Here is an 18,498-nt window from a genome sequence, read left to right on the forward strand (position 1 = left end):
ACCGGTGTGCCGCCTAGCCTCGAGTCAGCTTGCGATAGGTGACGCGGTGCGGCCGCGCGGCCTCGTCGCCGAGGCGCTCGACCTTGTTCTTCTCGTAGCCCTCGAAGTTGCCCTCGAACCAGAACCACGCGGCCGGGTTCTCCTCGGTGCCTTCCCACGCCAGGATGTGCGTCGCCACCCGGTCGAGGAACCAGCGGTCGTGGGAGATCACGACGGCACAGCCGGGGAACTGCTCGAGCGCGTTCTCCAGCGAACCGAGGGTCTCGACGTCCAGGTCGTTGGTCGGCTCGTCCAGCAGGATCAGGTTGCCACCGATCTTGAGGGTGAGCGCCAGGTTCAGCCGGTTGCGCTCACCACCGGAGAGCACGCCCGCCGGCTTCTGCTGGTCGGCGCCCTTGAACCCGAACGAGCTCACGTACGCGCGGGACGGCATCTCGACCTGACCGACGTGGATGTAGTCCAGGCCTTCCGACACCACCTCCCACACGTTCTTGCTCGGGTCGATCCCGGACCGGTTCTGGTCCACATAGGACAACTTGACGGTTTCGCCGATCCTGACCTCGCCCGCGTCCGGCTTCTCGAGCCCGACGATGGTCTTGAACAGCGTCGTCTTGCCGACGCCGTTCGGTCCGATCACGCCGACGATGCCGTTGCGCGGCAACGTGAACGACAGACCGTCGATCAGCACGCGGTCGTCGAAGCCCTTACGCAGGTTCGAGACGTCGACCACGATGTTGCCCAGGCGCGGGCCCGGCGGGATCTGGATCTCCTCGAAGTCGAGCTTCCTGGTCTTCTCCGCCTCGGCGGCCATCTCCTCGTAGCGGGCCAGACGCGCCTTGCCCTTGGCCTGACGGGCCTTGGCGCCGGACCGGACCCACTCGAGCTCGTCCTTGAGCCGCTTCTGCAGCTTCTGGTCCTTCTTGCCCTGGACCGCGAGCCGCTCGGCCTTCTTCTCCAGGTAGGTGGAGTAGTTGCCCTCGTACGGGATCGCGCGGCCGCGGTCGAGCTCGAGGATCCAGTCGGCCAGGTTGTCCAGGAAGTACCGGTCGTGGGTGACGGCGAGGACGGCGCCCTGGTACTTGGCCAGGTGCTGCTCGAGCCAGAGCACGCTCTCCGCGTCCAGGTGGTTGGTGGGCTCGTCGAGCAGCAGCAGGTCGGGCTTGGACAGCAGCAGCTTGCACAGGGCCACGCGGCGACGCTCACCACCGGAGAGCAGCTTCACGTCGGCGTCCGGCGGCGGGCAGCGCAGCGCGTCCATGGCCAGCTCGAGCTGGGCGTCGAGGTCCCAGGCGTCGGCGTGGTCCAGGTCCTCCTGCAGCCGGCCCATCTCCTCCATGAGTTCGTCGGAGTAGTCGGTGGCCAGCTGCTCGGCGATCTCGTTGAACCGGTCGAGCTTCTCCTTGATCTCGCCCAGACCTTCCTGGACGTTGCCCAGGACGGTCTTCTCCTCGTTCAGCGGCGGCTCCTGCTGCAGGATGCCCACCGTGTAGCCGGGCGAGAGGAACGCCTCACCGTTGCTCGGCTGGTCGAGGCCCGCCATGATCTTGAGCACGCTCGACTTGCCAGCGCCGTTGGGGCCGACCACACCGATCTTCGCGCCCGGCAGGAAGTTGAGGTAGACGTCATCAAGGATGACCTTGTCCCCGTGCGCCTTGCGCACCTTCTTCATGGTGTAGATGAACTCGGCCATGCTGCGATCGTAGAGAAGCCGACCAGACGCACTGAGCGCGGAGGTACCGAACGCGGCCGACAGCCACCGGCCGGCTACTCGCCCGCCGGTGCTGTGACGGTCCGCTGCCTGCACGGTACCGCCGAACGAGCGACCATCGAACGATCATGGGCGCGCGGCGCGCCACCCTTCGGGCTCACCCGTGCGGGTGTCACCTCCCCTCGGTTGTCAATGTTGTCGCTGTTCGGGCCGCTGCCGGCCGTCGGCGGACGTGTGCTGCCGCCAGGGCGGTCACGCCGCCGCAGGAGCGGGCAGCGGAAGCGGCTGCTCCGTCGCAGGAGTGGACAGCGGAAGCGGTTGCTCCGCCACTGGATCCCGGCTCGGGCGGGTGACGACGGCCCAACAGCCCGACAGGTCGGGACCCACCGCGCGGGCGGCCAGGTCCAGCGAGACCCGTTTCTCCCCGCTCGCCGACTCGTACTCGTGGGTGCCGATCCGGCCCATCACCATCACCGGATCGCCCTTGCTCAGGGAGCGCTGGGCGTTGACCGCGGTCCAGCCCCAGCAACTGACCGAGACGAAGAGGCGATCGCCGTCGACCCAGACGTTGTTCTCGCTGTCGAAGCGGCGTTCCTGGCTGATGACGCTGAACCTCGCCCAGTTCTTGCCCTGCGGGCTCGTGCGCACGGTGATGTCGCTCGCGACCCGGCCGACGATCGTCGTGGTGACCTCGTTGACAGCCATCTTTCCCATCCCCCTTGGACTGGCGGCCCGGAATGGGCCGGCTCTGCTTCGAGTTTGCCGGGGATTCGGGGCTGGGGAAGGGGCGAACGCCGATCTGTGGATAACCGGGTGCCTGTGGAAAACTCAGGTGTCGCGGCCCGCGAGTTTGCGCAGCATGGCGTTGTACGCCTCGAGTTCGGCATCGCCGTCGGAGTCGGCCTTGCGGTCGCTGCGGCGGGCCTCACGCTCGTCGGCGCGTGCCCACTGGCTCAGCAACGCGATGATCACCACGATCAGCGGCAGCTCCCCCGATGCCCACGCGATGCCGCCGCCAAGTCGTTGGTCGGCAAGGAGATCGTGCACCCACGGCAGCCCGAGGCCCCGGTAGAACTGCAGGCCGATCACCGACTGCATGCTCATCAGGATCACGCCGAAGAACGCGTGGAACGGCAGCGACGCGAACACCAGCGCGAGCCTGCCGATGTAGGGCAGCCGCCGCGGCGACGGGTCGACACCGATCACCGGCCAATAGAACACATAGCCGGACAGCAGGAAATGCAGGTACATGAGCAGGTGCGCCCAATGCTGGTCCAGCGACTCGTCGAAAAGGCCGGACATGTACAAGCCGTAGAACGACCCCACGAACAACGCAAGTGCCACCACCGGATGGGTAAGCGCGCGCGCTAGTGGCGAGTGCACGGCCGCGACCAACCACTCCCGCGGTCCGGGCGCGCCGCGGCCGGCCGTCGGCAACGCACGCAACGCCAGCGTCACGGGTCCACCGAGCACCAGCAGCACCGGCGCGAGCATCGACAGCAGCATGTGCGACGACATGTGCATGCTGAACATCGCCGGGGAGTACCGGCCGATGCCCGAGGACGTGGCGACGAGGATCGTCAGGCAGCCGCAGACCCAGGCGATCGTCCGCCCGACCGGCCAGCTGTCGCCACGCTTGCGCAGCCGCCGCACGCCGAGCAGGTAGCACACCGCGAGCAGGATCGCGGCGGTGCCGAAGATCAGGTCGAAGCGCCAGTCGAACAGGATCCGGCCGACGGTCGGCGGGCCGTCGAGGGGGTACCCGAGCTCGAGTTCCACGCTGTTCGGGTTCAGCACCGCCTGCGGGGGCGGGGGCGTGCGAGCGAGCGCCGACGCGATCGCCAGCGTGACGAACATCAGCAGCATCTCGACCGCGGCCAGCCGCACGAGCGGGCCCGAACCCGTGCCCAGCTTGGGGATCGTGCGTTCGCGGTGCAGGTAGCCGATGGCGCCGAGCACCACGAGCGCGACGACCTTGGCCACGATCAGCAGGCCGTAGGACGTGGTGAACAACGCCGCTGCGGGCACCCGGACGGCCGCGTTCACGACGCCGGACACCGCCATCACGATCCAGCAGACCAGCGCCACCTTGGAGAACCGCCGCGCGGCGAGGCCGAGGTGGGCGCCGCGGCGACGGCCGTGCGCGAGCAACGCGACGAGCCCGCCGACCCACAACGCCGCACCGACGAGGTGCAACAGCAGGCTGTCGGTGGCGAGGTCGTGCGCGCCGCCCGCGGACGAGTGCCCGGTCACCGCGATCGGCACCACGCCGAAGACCGCGACGAAGAACAGGGTGGCCGTCCAGCCCCACGACAGCGCGAACCGCGTGCCCACCAACACGATCAGCACGACGATCGCGGTGATGAACCACGCCTTGGCAAGCGGCAGCGCGTCCATCAGGTCGGACAGTTCGGAGAGGTGGAAGACGCTGGTCACCGGTTCGCCGATGGAATCGGCGATGGTGAACGGAACCATCAGAAGCGAGCCGACGAACCACACGACGGCGGAGATGCCGGCCGTGCGCATGGCGGCATAACCGTCGACGTCGAGCGTGCCCGATCGCTGTGGTGGCACGAGGAACGCGGCGAAGAGCAGCGAGCCGACGCACAGAACGCAGGCCACCTCGGTCAGCACGCGGACTACGATCAAACCGTGTTCGGTGAGCAGGCCGGGGTCGCTCAGCCCCTGCAGCACGTAGCGGTTGCCGCCGGTCAGCGCGAGCAGACCGGCCGCGAGCACCGCCGCGAGCAGGCCACCGACGAGGAGCATCGGCGCCATGCCGGCCCGGACGCGAGGCTCCGGATCGGGGGCGGCCGTGCTGGAATCGCGCTCGGAAACGTCGGAGGACACCCTTCGAGGGTAGGCGCCCCGCAACGACCCGAGCGCGGCCGGTCGGCCACCGCCAGACGCCGGACACACAGCGTCGCGAGACCGTCACACCACTCCGCGTGCACCCCTGCTGAACAGGCCAAACGGTAACGACGTAGAGTTACTGCACCGTTCTGGTCACTCAACTGGCGCGATTCGGAAACGTGCGCGCCGTCAGGAACGATCAGACGACCGGGGACAGCTACCCTCTCGCAGCGGTGGCGGTCGCCATCAAGCCCTCGTAGCTCAGCGGATAGAGCAGGAGCCTTCTAAGCTCTTGGCCGCAGGTTCGAGTCCTGCCGAGGGCGCCGGTCTGACCAGGAGAAACATGGTTCGACGAAGGCCGTAGCAAGCCTTCGTGGTGCGAGTTGTGGTGCGAAATTGCGCTACTCTCTGTACACGGGGAGACAGCGGGGGACGATTCAGCCGCTACGTAGCGGCTCGGTGCGGGTCCGGGTCTACGTCGGCAAGGACCCAGTCAGTGGCAAGCGCTCTACTTGGACGAAGTCATACCAGCCGGTACGCCGCGGCAGCAGAAGGCTGCCGAACAGGCGCTGACCCGGCTCCTCAACAAAGTTGATGAACAGCGTGCTCCGCGGACGCACGCCACGATCGCCAGGATGCTCGACGACTTCATGGAAGTGGCAGATCTTGCACCGGGCACCCGGCGGGGCTGGAACAACAAGATCCGGAAACACATCGAACCGCTGGTTGGTGCTGTCACCGTTGATCATCGAGAGCTGGCATCCAAGCTCGACGGGCTGTTCGCCACGCTCCGGCGCTGTCGCGAGCACTGCAAGGGCGACGGGTTCATCGAGCACCGCACACAGCAAGACCACCAGTGCGACGGCCGGTGCCGGATCCACGTGTCACGCCGCTGGGCGGCTCTATGCAGCAAGAGATCCACACGATCCTCAACCAGGCGTTCGAGCGAGCCGTCACGGTATGGGGATGGCTCCCGCTCAACCCGATGAAGAAGATCCGCCGACCGAGCGCACCTCCCCCCGAGCCCAAGCCGCCGACGGCGCCGCAAGCGGCGCGCATAGTGATGGAGGCGTTCCGAATCCTCCGCTGGGGCGTCCTGGTCTGGCTCGCCATGACCTCAGGCGCCCGGCGCGGCGAGCTGTGCGCCTTGCGCCGGGGTGACCTCAGCGAGGACGGAACACTCAAGATCAACAAAGCGGTCAAGCAGGACGGCTCGGAGATCAGCGAAGGGCCGACCAAGACTCACCAACACCGACGAGTGGTGCTGGACTCCGAAACCATCGGGCTCCTTCGAGCTCTGATGGCGTGGGCCGACCAAGAAGCCGCGGCCGTCGGGCTGACGCTCGATGATGACTGCTACCTGTTCTCGCCGACCGTGGACGGCCGCGAATCGCTGCGCCCGGACACGGTCACCAGCCATTTCAGCGCGCTGGCCCAGCGCCTGGGGATCGCTTGCACGTTCCACAAGCTGCGGCATTACACGGCGACGGAGTTGATCCTCGCCGGAGTTGACATCCGAACCGTGGCGGGACGCCTCGGCCACAGCGGTGGCGGTGCCACGACTCTGAGGGTCTACACGGCGTGGGTCAGCGAGGCCGATCAACGAGCAGCCGTGCTCACCCCGGCGGTCACCATGACCAAGACCGCGGACCTGCCCAACGCGACGCTCGGCACCACCGTGACCTACACGGTCAAGATCACCGACACCGGCCAGACGTCGTACCCGTCGCTCGGCTTCACCGACTCGCTGGCCGGTGTGCTCGACGACGCCACCTACAACAACAACGCCGTCGCGTCGGCCGGCTCGGTGTCCTATGTGGACGGCACGCTCGGCTGGACCGGGTCCCTGGTACCCGGCGCATCGGTGACGGTCACCTACTCGGTGACCATCCGGAAGCCCGCCACCGGAGACCGGTCGATGGCGAACAGCGTGGTGTCCTCCGCCGCCGGCGGCAACTGCGCGGCGGGCAGCACGGACAACCGGTGCACGGCCGCGGTCGCGGTCACCAACGCGACCAGCCTCACCATCACCAAGACGGCCGACGTCGCCGTGACCGCGGCCGGCAAGACGGTGACCTACACGGTGACGATCACGAACTCGAGCATCCTGTCGATCTTGGGGGCCCACCTCAGCGACCCGCTGGCCGGGATCCTCGACGACGCCGACTACAACGGCAACGCCACCGCAAACCACGGAACCGTCGGCTACGCGGGCACGACGCTCTCCTGGACCGGCACGCTGGACGCCGGGGCCACCGCAACGATCACGTACTCGGTGACCGTGCACGCCCCTGCGACCGGCGACCGGGTGCTGACCGGCACCGTCAGCTCGACCACGCTGCTGACCAGCAACAACTGCCCGGCGAACGGCACCGACCCGCGGTGCACGAGCACCGTGCCGGTGGCCGCGCTGGTCATCGAGCAGCACTACGTGGGGCCCTACGGCACGCCGGGTGCCCAGGTGCACCTGTCGGCGACCTTCACCAACACCGGCCAGTACGACTACCGCGGCATCACGATCAGCAGCCCGACCGACGAGGTGCTCGACGAGGCGATCCCGGTGGAGCAGTCGGCCACCTCGGGCACGCTGGTGCTGAGCAGCAGCGCGGTGGTCTGGACCGGCGACATCCCGATCGGCGCCACGGTCACGCTGAGCGGCACGCTGCGGATCAAGGACCCGGCCGAGGGCGACCGCGCCCTCGAGGGCACGATCAGCACCACCGCACTGGGCAGCAACTGCCCGGTGGACAGCACCGACGAACGCTGCACCGCGACCCTGCAGGTGCTGCTGCCGGGTCTCACGATCACCAAGACCGCGAACGCGCCCTACATGGTGCCCGGCGGCACGGTCGGCTACACGATCACCATCCGCGACTCCGGCCAGACGCCCTACACCGGCGCCACCGTCACCGACAGCCTCGCGGGGCTGCTCGACGACGCCGACTACAACGGCGACGCCACCGTCAGCACCGGTGTGGTCCGGCAAGTCGGCCAGGACCTCGAGTGGACCGGTGACCTCGCGGTCGGGCAGACCGCGACGATCGGCTACACGGTCACCACGCACCGGCCGGCCGCCGGCGACAAGGTCATGATCAACCGGGTCTGGTCGACCGAGGCGGGCAGCAGTTGCCTTCCCGCCTCCGGTGACCCGCACTGCGACATCACCGTCGTCGTGCTCACCCCGGCCTTGCGGATCACCGTCTCGGCGAACCAGACGACCGCCGTGCCCGGCCAGGCCGTCACGTTCACCGTGACCGCCACCAACACCGGCCAGACGCCGTACTCGACCGCGACCGTCCGGGTGCCGCTCGCCGACGTGCTCGACGACGCCGGCTACGCCGGCGGCGCGACCGCCACCTCGGGCTCGGTCACGGTCACCGCGGACGCACTGACCTGGACCGGCGCCCTCGGCACCGCGACGGCCGTCACCGTCACCTACTCGGTGACCGTGAACCGGCCGGCCGCCGGCAACCACCTGCTCAGCCAGACCGCCGTGTCCGACAGCGCGGGCAGCACGTGCCCGACGGGCGGCAGCGACACCCGCTGCACCAGCTCCGTCCCCATCGCCGAGCTCGTGATCACCAACGCCGCCGACGTCGCGACCGCGGCGCCGAGGACCGCGGTGCGGCACACCGTCACGATGGTGAACACCGGACAGGTGCCCTACGTCGGGATCACCGTGGCCGACTCGCTCGCAGGCGCGCTGGACGACGCCGAGTACAACGGCAACGCGACCGCGACGACAGGCAGCCTGACCATCGACACCGCCACGGAGACGATCAGCTGGACCGGCGACATCCCGGTCGGCGGCGCGGTGACCGTCACCGTCACCGTCACCGTGCGCTACCCCACCCCGGGCGACAAGCTGATCACCACCGCCGTGTCGAGCGCCGCACCGGGCAACACCTGCCCGGCCGGCGGCACGGACCCGGGCTGCGGGACGAGCGTGCGGGTGCTCACCCCCGCACTGACGATCACCAAGACGGCCGATCGCACCACGGCCACGCCGGGCGACACGGTCGGCTACACCGTGGTCGTCACCAACACCGGCGAGACCGACTACCGGTCCGCCGTGGTGACCGACCCGCTGGCGGCAGCCCTCGGCGACAGCACCTACCTCGGTGACGCCACCGCCACCGCCGGCACGGTCGGCTACGCCGCGCCCACCCTCACGTGGACCGGTGACCTCGCGCCGTCCGCGCAGGTGGTGCTGAGCTACCACCTGCGGGTCAACGACCCGGATCCCGGCCCCAAGCAGATGATCAACGTCGTCACGTCCGAAGAGCCCGGCAGCCCCTGCCCGGCCGCGGCTCCGTCGGCGAGCTGCCGGGTCGTCGTCACCGTGCTGGTGCCGCGGCTCGAGGCGACCATCACCGCCGACCGCGACACCACCGTGCCCGGCGCGACCGTCGGCTACACCGTGACCGTCGCGAACACCGGTCAGACGCCGTACACCGCCGCGGGCGTGCGGCTGCAGCTCGGTGGCGTCCTCGACGACGCCGCATATGACGGCAACGCGACGGCGACCGGCGGCACGGTGGCCACGTCACCGGAAGGCCTGCTGTGGACCGGCGATCTCGCGATCGGTGCCACCGCGACGATCACGTACACGGTCACCGTCGCCGACCCCGACACCGGTGACCTGCGGCTGGTCACCCGCGTGGTGTCCAACGACCCCGGCAGCAGCTGCAGCGCCGCCGGGTGCGTGCACACGGTGACGGTGCTGATCCCGGGCCTGTCCGTGACCACGGCCGTCGACCGCGCCACGGCCACCCCTGGGGACCGCGTCGTCTACACCATCACGGTCACCAACACCGGCCAGACGCCCCAGTCCGACCTCACGGTCACGGCGTCGTTGTCCGACGTGCTGGACGACGCGACGTTCGACGGCGCCGTCACCGCCACCTCGGGCGCCGCGAGCTACACCGCGCCGACGGTGACGTGGACCGGGACGCTCGCGGTGGGCACGACCGCCACCATCAGCTACGCGGTGGTCGTGCGCGCGCCGGACCCCGGCGACCAGCGGCTGGCCGTGACCGCGGTGGCGCCCGCGGCGGGCAGCAGTTGCCCGGCAACGAATCCCGCGCCCTCCTGCACCGCCACCACGGTGGTGTTCGTGCCGAGGTTGTCGATCACCAAGTCGGCGGAGAACCCGACGACGACCCCGGGTTCGGTCGTGCTCTACCGGATCGTCGTCGACAACACCGGCGAGACCGCGTACGACGCGGCGACCCTGCGCGACCCGCTGGAGGACGTGTTGTTCGGCGCCGACTACAACAACGACGCCACCGTCGTCGGCGGCGGGGTGCTCACCTACACCGGTGGCACGCTGACCTGGCGTGGGGCGCTGCCCGTCGGGGCGTCCGCGGAGATCACGTACTCGGTCACCGTGCACGACCCGGCGACCGGGGACCGCACCATGGTCAACACGGTGTCCTCGACCGACCCCGGCAGCACCTGCCCGGCGGACTCCCCGGCCGACGAGTGCCGGGCCACCGTGCTCGTGCTCCAGCCCGCGCTCACCATCACCAAGACCGCCGACACCACGACGACCACCGCGGGTGGCACCGTGCACTACCAGGTGACGGTGGCCAACACCGGCCAGACGCCGTACCTGCCCGCCACGATCACCGACTCGCTGGCCGGGGTGCTCGACGACGCCGACTACGCGGGCGACGCGAGCGCGACGACCGGCGCCGTCGGCTACGACGCGGACATGCTCACCTGGACCGGCGGACTCGACCTCGGCGCGTCCGCGGTCATCACCTACTCCGTGGTGACCCGGTATCCGGCGAACGGCGACCACACCGTGGTCAACGCGGTGACGTCGTCCTCGCCCGGCGCGACCTGCCCGACGGGCACCGAGACCGGCTGCTACACGTCGATCCGGCTGCTGGTGCCGCACCTGGACTTCGCCCTGTCGGCCGACCGCGGCACCGTCGTGGCCGGCGGACCGGTCCGGTACACCATCACCGCCACCAACACCGGTCAGGCCGACTACCCGGCCGCGACGATCGACGACCAGTTGGCCGGCGTGCTGGACGACGCCCAGTACGCGGGCGGCGCGACGGCGAGCTCCGGGACCGTGAGCTACGCGACCGGCACGCTGACGTGGACCGGCGCCGTGGCCAAGGGCGCCACGGTGACGATCGGCTTCTCGGTGACGACCGACGTGAACCCGGCAGGCGACCTGGTGCTGACCAACACGGTGTCGTCCTCGGCAACGGGCGCCACATGTGCCGCGAACTGCACCACGTCGACGCAGGTGATCGCCAGGTTCATCACCCTGACCGACCTCACGCCGTCGTTCGCCCTGCGCGGCCTGCCCGGCGCGACCGTCGAGCTGCCGGGCGCGGTCACGATGACCGTGACGACCAACAGCACCACCGGTTACTCGGTGCAGGTGCGCGCCGCCGGTCCCACGTTGACCGGACCCGGCGGGAGCTTCCCGGTCGGCCTGCTGCAGGTGCGCGAGACCGGCGACGGGGCCTACCAGCCACTGTCCCCGGACGCCACCGTGACGGTCCACAGCCAGCCGATGCCGTCCTCGCCCGGCGGGGACGCGGTCAGCAACGACTACCAGGTGCAGGTCCCGGACGTCCCGTCGGGCACCTACACCACGACCCTCGAATACATCGCAGGAACCCTGTAAGGAGAAGACCTTGTTGACCGCAGTCCCGGCCGCAGCATTGATCCTCGCACTAGCCGGTGCCCCAGCGGCGGAGCCGGCGCCGCAACTGAGCATCGCCGTGGACAGCCCGCAGGGGTCGGCCGCGCAAGGCGAACGGCTCACGTTCACCGTGACGGTCCGCAACCTCGGCTCGGCAGGCGTGCGTGGCCTGCGGGTGTCGCAGAGCGTCCCCGCGGGCACGCACCTGGAATCGGCCGAACCGGCCGGGACCACCCAGGACGCGTCGGTGGACTGGACGGTGACGCTGAAACCGGCCGCGCAGGCGGTGTTCCACACGTCGATGTCGGTGGTGCGGGTGCCCGGTGACCAGCAGCGCCTCGCGACGGTGGTGTGTGCCCGGACGACTCCGGCCGGGGCGCCGCTGGTCTGTGCGTCGCACTCGGCCCAGCTGCCCAGTGCCGCCGCGGTGGCCGCACAGGACGACTCGTGGTTCGCCACCAACCGGTGGTGGCTGCTGGGTGCTCTGGTGGTGTTCGCCGCGCTCGCCGCGGTCGCTTGGCTGACGGTGCGCCGCAAGCGCGGCACGGCGGTGTAGCACAACGAAAGCGGGACGGCCCGGCATCGAGCTGCCCAGCGGCGAGGCGCGGTCGGTGGGCGCGCAAGAACACTCCGGCGAGAACGTCGGCACCACCGACACCCACGCCATCTTCGTGGAACTCAAGGAAGACGGTCCGTCCACAACGGACAGCCCGCTGGGCCCAAGCCCACGTTAGCCGGAAGCTCCGCGAGACCTGGGGCCCCGAAGCGTCGACGTATGGGTACCGGTGCAACGAAGTGCGCTGGAGTACTAGGAGATCTTGCGGCGGTAGGTGAGCGTCGCGAAGAAGTAGGCCACGACGAGGATGCCGGCGCACCAGGCCAGGGCGATCCAGATGTCGGAGCCGACCGGCTGCTCGGTGAGCAGTCCGCGGATCGCGTTGACGATCGAGGTCACCGGCTGGTTCTCGGCGAACCAGCGCACCGGGCCGGGCATGGTGCCGGTGGGCACGAACGCGGAGCTGAGGAACGGCAGGAACACCAACGGGTAGGAGAAGGCGCTCGCGCCGTCCGCCGACTTCGCGGTAAGGCCCGGGATGACGGCGATCCACGTCAACGCCAGGGTGAACAGCACCAGGATCCCGAGCACCGCGAGCCACCCGAGCACGCTCGCCCCGGAGCGGAACCCCATGAGCAGCGCGACGAGCACGACAACCACCAGCGAGATCAGGTTCGCCACCAGCGAGGTCAGCACGTGCGCCCACAGCACCGCGGACCGGGCGATCGGCATGGACTGGAACCGTTCGAAGATGCCGTTCTTCATGTCCAGGAAGAGCCGGAACGCGGTGTAGGAGATGCCGGTGGCGACCGTGATCAGCAGGATGCCGGGCAGCAGGTACTGCACGTACGACGAGCTCGACCCGGTCTTGATCGCGCCGCCGAAGACGTAGACGAACAACAGCAGGAACGCGATCGGCATGATCGTTGTCGTGATGATCGTGTCCAGGCTGCGCGTGATGTGCCGCAGGGACCGTCCCAACAGGACAGTGGTGTCCCCGAAGAAGTGTTTGGTCATGCCTGGTCCTCACGATCCTTGCCGCCGACGATGGCGAAGAAGACGTCCTCGAGCCTCGGCTGCTTCTCGACGTACTCGACCTTGGCGGGCGGGAGCAGCTTCTTGAGTTCGGCCAGCGTGCCGTTCACGATGATCCGGCCCTCGTGCAGGATCGCGATCCGGTCAGCGAGCTGCTCGGCCTCGTCCAGGTACTGGGTCGTCAGCAGCACGGTCGTACCCTGACCTGCGAGCTCCTTGACCGCGTCCCACACCTCGATGCGCGCCTGCGGGTCGAGCCCGGTCGTGGGCTCGTCGAGGAAGACCACCGGCGGGTTCCCGATCAGGCTCATCGCGATGTCCAGGCGACGGCGCATGCCACCGGAGTACGTCGACACCCGCCGCGCGCCCGCATCGGTCAGCGAGAACCGCGCCAGCAGGCCATCGGCGATGGCACCCGGATTCCTCAGGTGCCGCAGTTTGGCGATCAGGACGAGGTTCTCCCGTCCACTGAGGATCTCGTCGACGGCGGCGAACTGGCCGGTGAGACTGATCGACTCCCGCACGTCCGCACCTCGCGTCGCGACGTCGAAACCGTGCACGGTGGCCGTGCCGGCGTCGGCTTTGAGCAAGGTGGACAGGATGCGGATGACCGTCGTCTTGCCCGCCCCGTTGGAACCGAGCAGCGCGAAGATGCTGCCCCGCACCACCTCGAAGTCCACCCCCCGCAACACATTCACGTCGCCATACGACTTCTCGAGGCCCTGCACGTGGATCGCGTTCGGCGTCGTCATCGGTCCTCCCCCTCGACGGTCTCTCCGGCAGCGCGCTGGATGCCGCGGACCAACCGCGTCCGTTCCCGGACCCGCCACTGCCCGATCGGGTAGTTCCGCACGAACGTGTCCACGAATTCCACCGGGTCCTCCCCCACGATGTCCCGGATCGGCGTCCCGGCCGCCGCGCTCTGCTCGAACAGGTCGATCAGGTCCTCGAACATCGGGATGATGCCCTTGCCGTCCGCCCCACCCTCGTACATCAGATACCGCTCGACCGCCTCGATCGCGATGCGGTAGTTCTCGGGAAGCCGTTTGCAGCGCGCCTTGTACTGCCGCCACTGCTTCTTGGGACCGATCACGGTTTCGACGATCTTCGAGAACGCCATCGTCATCCCCCTCCTTCGCGTAGCTTGTCCAGGCGATCCGCGAGGAAGCCCCACGTCCGCCAGAAGTCGTCGAGGTACTCCCGCCCCTGACCATTGAGCGAATACACCTTGCGCGGCGGCCCCTTCTCCGACGGGACCTTCTCCACGTCGACCAGACCGCGCCGCTCGAACCGGACGAGCACGGCGTAGACGGTGCCCTCGGCGATGTCGGCGAAGCCCTGATCACGCAGCCACGCCGTGATCTCGTAGCCGTACGCGGACCGGCCGGACAGGACCGCGAGGACGATGCCCTCGAGGATCCCCTTGAGCATCTCGGTCAACTGCTTGCCCACCCGGCACCTCTCCACTACCTAGCGGTGTTGAGTACCGGTAGATAGTAACACTGACTAGCGACTCCTCCGCAAGCCGGAACCCTCCCCGACCTCCAGGCGTAGTGGGGATCCAGTCCGGCGGGAACGAACTCAGGCCGACGTGGCCGCCTCCAGGCGGGCTTGGGCCGTGACGACGTCGGGCGCGAGCGAGGTGGCGAGCGTTCCGCCGGCGGCGAGGGCGGTGCGCGACCACCACCGGCCACTGGCCGGCGCTCGGCTGGCTTCGCCGATCATCAGTGCGGTCGCCATGACTCGGTGACCAGCCAGGTGCGCGATGCTCGCGTCCAGTTCGGGATCGCCGACGGTGAGGGTTTGCCGCAGCAGGGGCACGGGGCCGCGGGTCAGGTGCTGCGTGGTGGTGAGGCGGCCCGGTCGTTCGCCGTCGCGGCCGAGCACCAGCGTTTCGCGGGCGTGCAGGTGTCCGGCGATGTCACCGCGCAGTTCAGCGGTGTGGTTCGCCCCCGCTGTCACGATCACCGGCCCGGGCAGGTATTCCAGCGATCCGCCGTCCGCCACGTCCAGCTCCACCAGGGACGTCGAAGGTGTCCCGTGCGGACCGGGCAGGACGAGGGTGGCCGCGACCGCGACCACGTGGAGCACGGCGCCTGCGCCGACCTGGATGGTCAGCCGCAGGTTGTCGCCGCCCAGCGGTGCGGTCGCCGAGTTGACCAGGTGCACGACGGCTTCCGGCCCCGTATCCCGCCGCGGGACCAGGCTCAGCGGCGCCATCGACCGCAGCTCACGCAGCACCGTGCGCGAGCCGTCGAAGCACGCCGTCAGCCGCGCGTGCGCCTTCATCGGGTCCGGGTCGGCAGCAGCGAGCGCACCCAGGCGGCGACCGCGGGTGCGTCCGGAGTGTCCACAAGGGACTGCGCGATGACCGGGAGGTCGCCGCGCATCCGGTGCGCGTCGGAGGTCATCACGGTCATGTCCGCGCCGACGAGGTGCGCGATGTCGGTCTTGTTGATCACGAGCAGATCGGCGGTCGTGACCCCGGGACCACCCTTGCGGGGCACCTTGTCCCCACCCGCCACGTCGACGACGAAGATCTGGCTGTCGGCGAGCCCGCGGCTGAACACGGCGGTCAGGTTGTCGCCGCCGCTTTCGATGATCACCAGGTCGAGGCCGGGGAACTTCTCCTCGAGCCGTTCCACCGCGTCCAGGTTGGCGGTGATGTCGTCACGGATCGCGGTGTGCGGGCACGCACCGGTCTGCACCGCCTCGATCCGCTCCGGCGCGAGCACGCCTGCCTTGCGCAGGAAGTCCGCGTCCTCGGTGGTGTAGATGTCGTTGGTCACCACGGCGAGTTCCAGCTCGTCGCCGAGCGCGCGGCAGAGTGCGGCGGTCAGCGCGGTCTTGCCGCTGCCGACCGGTCCGCCGATGCCGATCCGGTACGCCCGTCCAGCGTGCGGTGTGGCGTCGTGGTGATCCGGTGCGGTCGCCGTCGGGTCGAAGTCGACCTGGTGGTGGTGGCCGTGCCCGTGTCCATGCTCAACTCGCAAACAGACGCACCTCTTCCTCGTGCTGGGCGGCGTGCGCCTCGGCGAACAGGTCGAGTCCCGGCGACGACGGCGCGGGGAGCGTGGCGGGGTCGTGGCCGGCCACGTCGGCGGCGTGGGCGCAGACCTCCCGCATCGGCTCGGCCAAGCGGGCGACGACGGCGTTGACCTGGAACGGATCCAGCCCGAGCAGCCGCACAGCGGCACTGGCCGGGCCGCTCACCGCCAGGTAAGCGGCGGCCATGGCGGCATCGTGCGGCACGCCCACGAGCACGCCGAGAACAATCGGGTGGTGCGGTCGCGGACACTCCCCCAGCAGGTCCGACAAGGCGGGCGAGGGCCACGCGACGCGTCCGGCCCGTGCGGTCCCGCGCCCTTGTGCGCGCGAAGCCGCGCGTTGGGCTTGCGACGGGGTCCTCGCGTCGAACTCGGCGTCCAGCCGCCGCCAATGTCCACTTCGGACTTCGCGGGTGGTGGCGTGGGCCGCGGCCGCCGCGAAGGTCGCGGCCAGCGCGCCCGCGGTGCGCAGCCGGCTGAGCAGGAAGGCCGGGAGGTCGCGTTCGGACACCACGAGCTTGCGGACCACGGCCTCCTCGATCCCGCCCGAGTGCACGTGCCCGCCCCCGGGGAACCGGGAGTCCGCGATGATCAGCGCAGCGAGGTCCATCAGAACAGGAAGTACCGCTGGGACATGGGCAGTTCGCTCACCGGCCGCGGTTCGACCAGCTCCCCGTCGACGTGCACGGCGAAGCTGTCCGGCTCGACGCGGACGTCGGGGGTCGCGTCGTTGAGCACCATGTCCGCCTTGGTCACCGAACGGGTGTCGGCGACCGGCACGAGCCGCCGTGAGATGCCGAAGCGGTCGGCGAGGGCGGGATCCGCTTCGGGCGCGACGAAGTGGACACCGAGCGCGGCCCCGATCGACGCGCCGAACATCGGCCGGCCGTAGACCGGTTGCGGGGTCGGGATGGACGCGTTCGCATCGCCCATCGCCGCCCACGCCGCGAACCCGCCCTTCAGCACCACGTGCGGGCGGACGCCGAAGAACCTCGGATCCCACAGCACGAGGTCGGCGAGCTTGCCGACCTCGACCGAGCCGATCTCCTCGGCCATGCCGTGCGCGATGGCCGGGTTGATCGTGTACTTGGCGACGTAGCGGCGGGCCCGCAGGTTGTCGGCCGCCCCGTCACCGGGCAGGGCGCCGCGGCGGTTCTTCATCACGTGCGCGGTCTGCCACGTGCGGATGACCACCTCACCGATCCGGCCCATGGCCTGGGAGTCCGAGCTCATCATCGAGATCGCCCCGAGGTCGTGCAGCACGTCCTCGGCGGCGATCGTCGTCGGCCGGATCCGGCTCTCGGCGAAGGCGAGGTCCTCTGGCACCGACGGGTTGAGGTGGTGGCAGACCACCAGCATGTCCAGGTGCTCGTCGAGGGTGTTGACGGTGTGCGGCCGGGTCGGGTTGGTCGAGGACGGCAGCACGTTCGGCAGCGACACGACGCGGATGATGTCCGGCGCGTGCCCGCCGCCCGCGCCCTCGGTGTGGTAGGCGTTGATCGACCGGCCACCGATCGCCTCCATTGTGGACTCCAGGAAACCGGCTTCGTTCAACGTGTCCGTGTGGATGGCGACCTGCACGCCGGACTCGTCGGCCACGGTCAGGCAAGCATCGATCGCCGCCGGTGTGCTGCCCCAGTCCTCGTGCAGCTTGAACCCACCGGCACCACCCACGAGCTGCTCACGCAACGCCTCGCGGCGGACCGTGTTCCCCTTGCCCAGCAACAGGACGTTCACCGGCTGACCGTCCATGGCGGACAGCATCCGGCCCAGGTGCCACGACCCGGGCGTGACGGTGGTGGCCTTGGTGCCCTCGTTCGGGCCCGTGCCACCACCGACCAGGGTGGTCAGACCGGCCGCGAGCGCGGTCTCGACCAGTTGCGGGCACACGAAGTGCACGTGACAGTCGATGCCACCGGCGGTGAGGATCTTCCCGTTGCCCGCCAACACCTCCGTCGACGGTCCGATCACCAGGGCCGGATCGACGCCGTCCATGGTGTCGGGGTTACCCGCCTTGCCGATGCCGACGATCCGGCCGTCGCGCACGCCCACGTCGGCCTTGACCACACCCCAGTGGTCGAGGATCACCGCGCCGGTGATCACCAGATCCGGCGCGCCCTCGGCCCGGGTCGCCGTGCCCTGGCCCATGGACTCGCGGATCACCTTGCCGCCACCGAAGAGCACCTCGTCGCCGCTGCCCGCCGGGCCCATCGAGCGGTCCTCGGTGACCTCGATCAACAGGTCCGTGTCGGCGAGCCGGATCCGGTCGCCGGTCGTCGGCCCGAACAGTTCGGCATACCGGACGCGGTCGACGGCAGGCATCAGAACTCCCCGGCGTACTCGGACCGCAGGCCCGGCACCCGCCGCGCCCCGGCCAACGGCACCAGGTCGACCTCACGCTCGACCCCCGGTTCGAACCGCACGGACGTGCCCGCGGGCACGTCGAGCCGGTGCCCGCGCGCGGCGTCGCGATCGAACTCCAGCCCGGGATTGACCGCGGCGAAGTGGTAGTGGCTGCCCACCTGCACCGGCCGGTCGCCGACGTTGCGCACCAGCAGCCGCACCCGCGGCCGCCCTGGGTTCAGCTCGACCGGACCGTCGCCCGGGATGATCTCGCCTGGACGCATCC

15 protein-coding genes and 1 tRNA gene are annotated in these 18,498 nt (G+C 69.7%); 3 read left to right on the plus strand and 13 right to left on the minus strand.

From position 1 onward, the window contains the following. Nucleotides 1-13: 13 nt before the first annotated feature. The 3 genes from ettA to EV186_RS24710 form a co-directional block, all read right to left on the minus strand. A complete protein-coding gene (gene ettA / locus EV186_RS24700) occupies nucleotides 14-1,690 on the minus strand; it encodes an energy-dependent translational throttle protein EttA (RefSeq protein ID WP_133851772.1) in 1,677 nt (558 codons plus the stop codon). 270 nt (nucleotides 1,691-1,960) lie between these two features. Further along, complete coding sequence (locus tag EV186_RS24705) at nucleotides 1,961-2,413, minus strand: single-stranded DNA-binding protein (RefSeq protein WP_166659308.1); 453 nt, start codon at nucleotides 2,411-2,413, stop codon at nucleotides 1,961-1,963. A gap of 123 nt (nucleotides 2,414-2,536) precedes the next feature. Then, complete coding sequence (locus EV186_RS24710; RefSeq protein ID WP_133852155.1) at nucleotides 2,537-4,486, minus strand: bifunctional copper resistance protein CopD/cytochrome c oxidase assembly protein; 1,950 nt, start codon at nucleotides 4,484-4,486, stop codon at nucleotides 2,537-2,539. Between the two features lie 325 nt (nucleotides 4,487-4,811). Between EV186_RS24710 and EV186_RS24715 the strand changes: the two genes are divergently transcribed. After that, a tRNA-Arg gene (locus EV186_RS24715) sits at nucleotides 4,812-4,884 on the plus strand. 150 nt (nucleotides 4,885-5,034) lie between these two features. Here EV186_RS24715 and EV186_RS39045 read toward each other — a convergent pair. Then, nucleotides 5,035-5,442: a hypothetical protein gene (locus tag EV186_RS39045; RefSeq protein WP_166659309.1), complete on the minus strand. Its 408-nt coding sequence runs from the start codon at nucleotides 5,440-5,442 to the stop codon at nucleotides 5,035-5,037. Nucleotides 5,443-5,465: 23 nt separating this feature from the next. On the opposite strand from EV186_RS39045, the gene EV186_RS24725 reads away from it, so the two are divergent. Together EV186_RS24725 and EV186_RS24730 are read left to right on the plus strand one after the other, a co-directional pair. After that, nucleotides 5,466-11,213, plus strand: a complete 5,748-nt coding sequence (locus tag EV186_RS24725; RefSeq protein ID WP_133851774.1) for a DUF7927 domain-containing protein — start codon at nucleotides 5,466-5,468, stop codon at nucleotides 11,211-11,213. Nucleotides 11,214-11,223: 10 nt separating this feature from the next. After that, nucleotides 11,224-11,787 (plus strand): DUF11 domain-containing protein, encoded by a 564-nt coding sequence (locus tag EV186_RS24730; RefSeq protein ID WP_133851775.1) that lies wholly within the window; start codon nucleotides 11,224-11,226, stop codon nucleotides 11,785-11,787. Between the two features lie 252 nt (nucleotides 11,788-12,039). On the opposite strand, the gene EV186_RS24740 is transcribed toward EV186_RS24730, so the two are convergent. The 9 genes from EV186_RS24740 to EV186_RS24780 all read right to left on the minus strand — a co-directional run bounded on the left by EV186_RS24740 (nucleotide 12,040) and on the right by EV186_RS24780 (nucleotide 18,496). Further along, nucleotides 12,040-12,804 (minus strand): ABC transporter permease, encoded by a 765-nt coding sequence (locus EV186_RS24740; RefSeq protein WP_133851776.1) that lies wholly within the window; start codon nucleotides 12,802-12,804, stop codon nucleotides 12,040-12,042. Beyond that, nucleotides 12,801-13,574, minus strand: coding sequence for an ABC transporter ATP-binding protein (locus tag EV186_RS24745; RefSeq protein ID WP_133851777.1), 774 nt, complete (start codon nucleotides 13,572-13,574; stop codon nucleotides 12,801-12,803). The genes EV186_RS24740 and EV186_RS24745 overlap by 4 nt, the downstream gene beginning before the upstream one ends. Beyond that, nucleotides 13,571-13,948, minus strand: coding sequence for a DUF1048 domain-containing protein (locus EV186_RS24750; RefSeq protein ID WP_133851778.1), 378 nt, complete (start codon nucleotides 13,946-13,948; stop codon nucleotides 13,571-13,573). Before EV186_RS24750 ends, EV186_RS24745 begins: the two co-directional genes overlap by 4 nt. Then, complete coding sequence (locus EV186_RS24755) at nucleotides 13,945-14,274, minus strand: PadR family transcriptional regulator (protein ID WP_133851779.1); 330 nt, start codon at nucleotides 14,272-14,274, stop codon at nucleotides 13,945-13,947. The genes EV186_RS24750 and EV186_RS24755 overlap by 4 nt, the downstream gene beginning before the upstream one ends. Nucleotides 14,275-14,403: 129 nt before the next feature. Continuing rightward, on the minus strand, nucleotides 14,404-15,111 hold the full coding sequence (locus EV186_RS24760; protein WP_133851780.1) for an urease accessory protein UreD: 708 nt from the start codon (nucleotides 15,109-15,111) through the stop codon (nucleotides 14,404-14,406). Continuing rightward, nucleotides 15,108-15,815: an urease accessory protein UreG gene (gene ureG, locus EV186_RS24765; protein ID WP_133851781.1), complete on the minus strand. Its 708-nt coding sequence runs from the start codon at nucleotides 15,813-15,815 to the stop codon at nucleotides 15,108-15,110. The genes EV186_RS24760 and ureG overlap by 4 nt, the downstream gene beginning before the upstream one ends. Next, on the minus strand, nucleotides 15,805-16,479 hold the full coding sequence (locus EV186_RS24770) for an urease accessory protein UreF (protein WP_133851782.1): 675 nt from the start codon (nucleotides 16,477-16,479) through the stop codon (nucleotides 15,805-15,807). The genes ureG and EV186_RS24770 overlap by 11 nt, the downstream gene beginning before the upstream one ends. Next, nucleotides 16,479-18,191: an urease subunit alpha gene (locus tag EV186_RS24775; protein ID WP_133851783.1), complete on the minus strand. Its 1,713-nt coding sequence runs from the start codon at nucleotides 18,189-18,191 to the stop codon at nucleotides 16,479-16,481. The genes EV186_RS24770 and EV186_RS24775 overlap by 1 nt, the downstream gene beginning before the upstream one ends. Beyond that, nucleotides 18,191-18,496: an urease subunit beta gene (locus EV186_RS24780; RefSeq protein WP_133851784.1), complete on the minus strand. Its 306-nt coding sequence runs from the start codon at nucleotides 18,494-18,496 to the stop codon at nucleotides 18,191-18,193. The genes EV186_RS24775 and EV186_RS24780 overlap by 1 nt, the downstream gene beginning before the upstream one ends. Nucleotides 18,497-18,498: the final 2 nt, after the last annotated feature.

Source organism: Labedaea rhizosphaerae, assembly GCF_004362825.1.
Taxonomy (GTDB): domain Bacteria; phylum Actinomycetota; class Actinomycetes; order Mycobacteriales; family Pseudonocardiaceae; genus Labedaea; species Labedaea rhizosphaerae.

Coding starts and splice junctions, on each gene's coding strand:
- EV186_RS24725 (WP_133851774.1), top strand. CDS start 5,466: ATGCAGCAAGAGATCCACACGATCCTCAACCAGGCGTTCGAGCGAGCC.
- ettA (WP_133851772.1), bottom strand. CDS start 1,690: ATGGCCGAGTTCATCTACACCATGAAGAAGGTGCGCAAGGCGCACGGG.
- EV186_RS24740 (WP_133851776.1), bottom strand. CDS start 12,804: ATGACCAAACACTTCTTCGGGGACACCACTGTCCTGTTGGGACGGTCC.
- EV186_RS24745 (WP_133851777.1), bottom strand. CDS start 13,574: ATGACGACGCCGAACGCGATCCACGTGCAGGGCCTCGAGAAGTCGTAT.
- EV186_RS24710 (WP_133852155.1), bottom strand. CDS start 4,486: ATGGCGCCGATGCTCCTCGTCGGTGGCCTGCTCGCGGCGGTGCTCGCG.
- EV186_RS24775 (WP_133851783.1), bottom strand. CDS start 18,191: ATGCCTGCCGTCGACCGCGTCCGGTATGCCGAACTGTTCGGGCCGACG.
- EV186_RS24705 (WP_166659308.1), bottom strand. CDS start 2,413: ATGGCTGTCAACGAGGTCACCACGACGATCGTCGGCCGGGTCGCGAGC.
- EV186_RS24750 (WP_133851778.1), bottom strand. CDS start 13,948: ATGACGATGGCGTTCTCGAAGATCGTCGAAACCGTGATCGGTCCCAAG.
- EV186_RS24770 (WP_133851782.1), bottom strand. CDS start 16,479: ATGGACCTCGCTGCGCTGATCATCGCGGACTCCCGGTTCCCCGGGGGC.
- EV186_RS24780 (WP_133851784.1), bottom strand. CDS start 18,496: ATGCGTCCAGGCGAGATCATCCCGGGCGACGGTCCGGTCGAGCTGAAC.
- EV186_RS24760 (WP_133851780.1), bottom strand. CDS start 15,111: ATGAAGGCGCACGCGCGGCTGACGGCGTGCTTCGACGGCTCGCGCACG.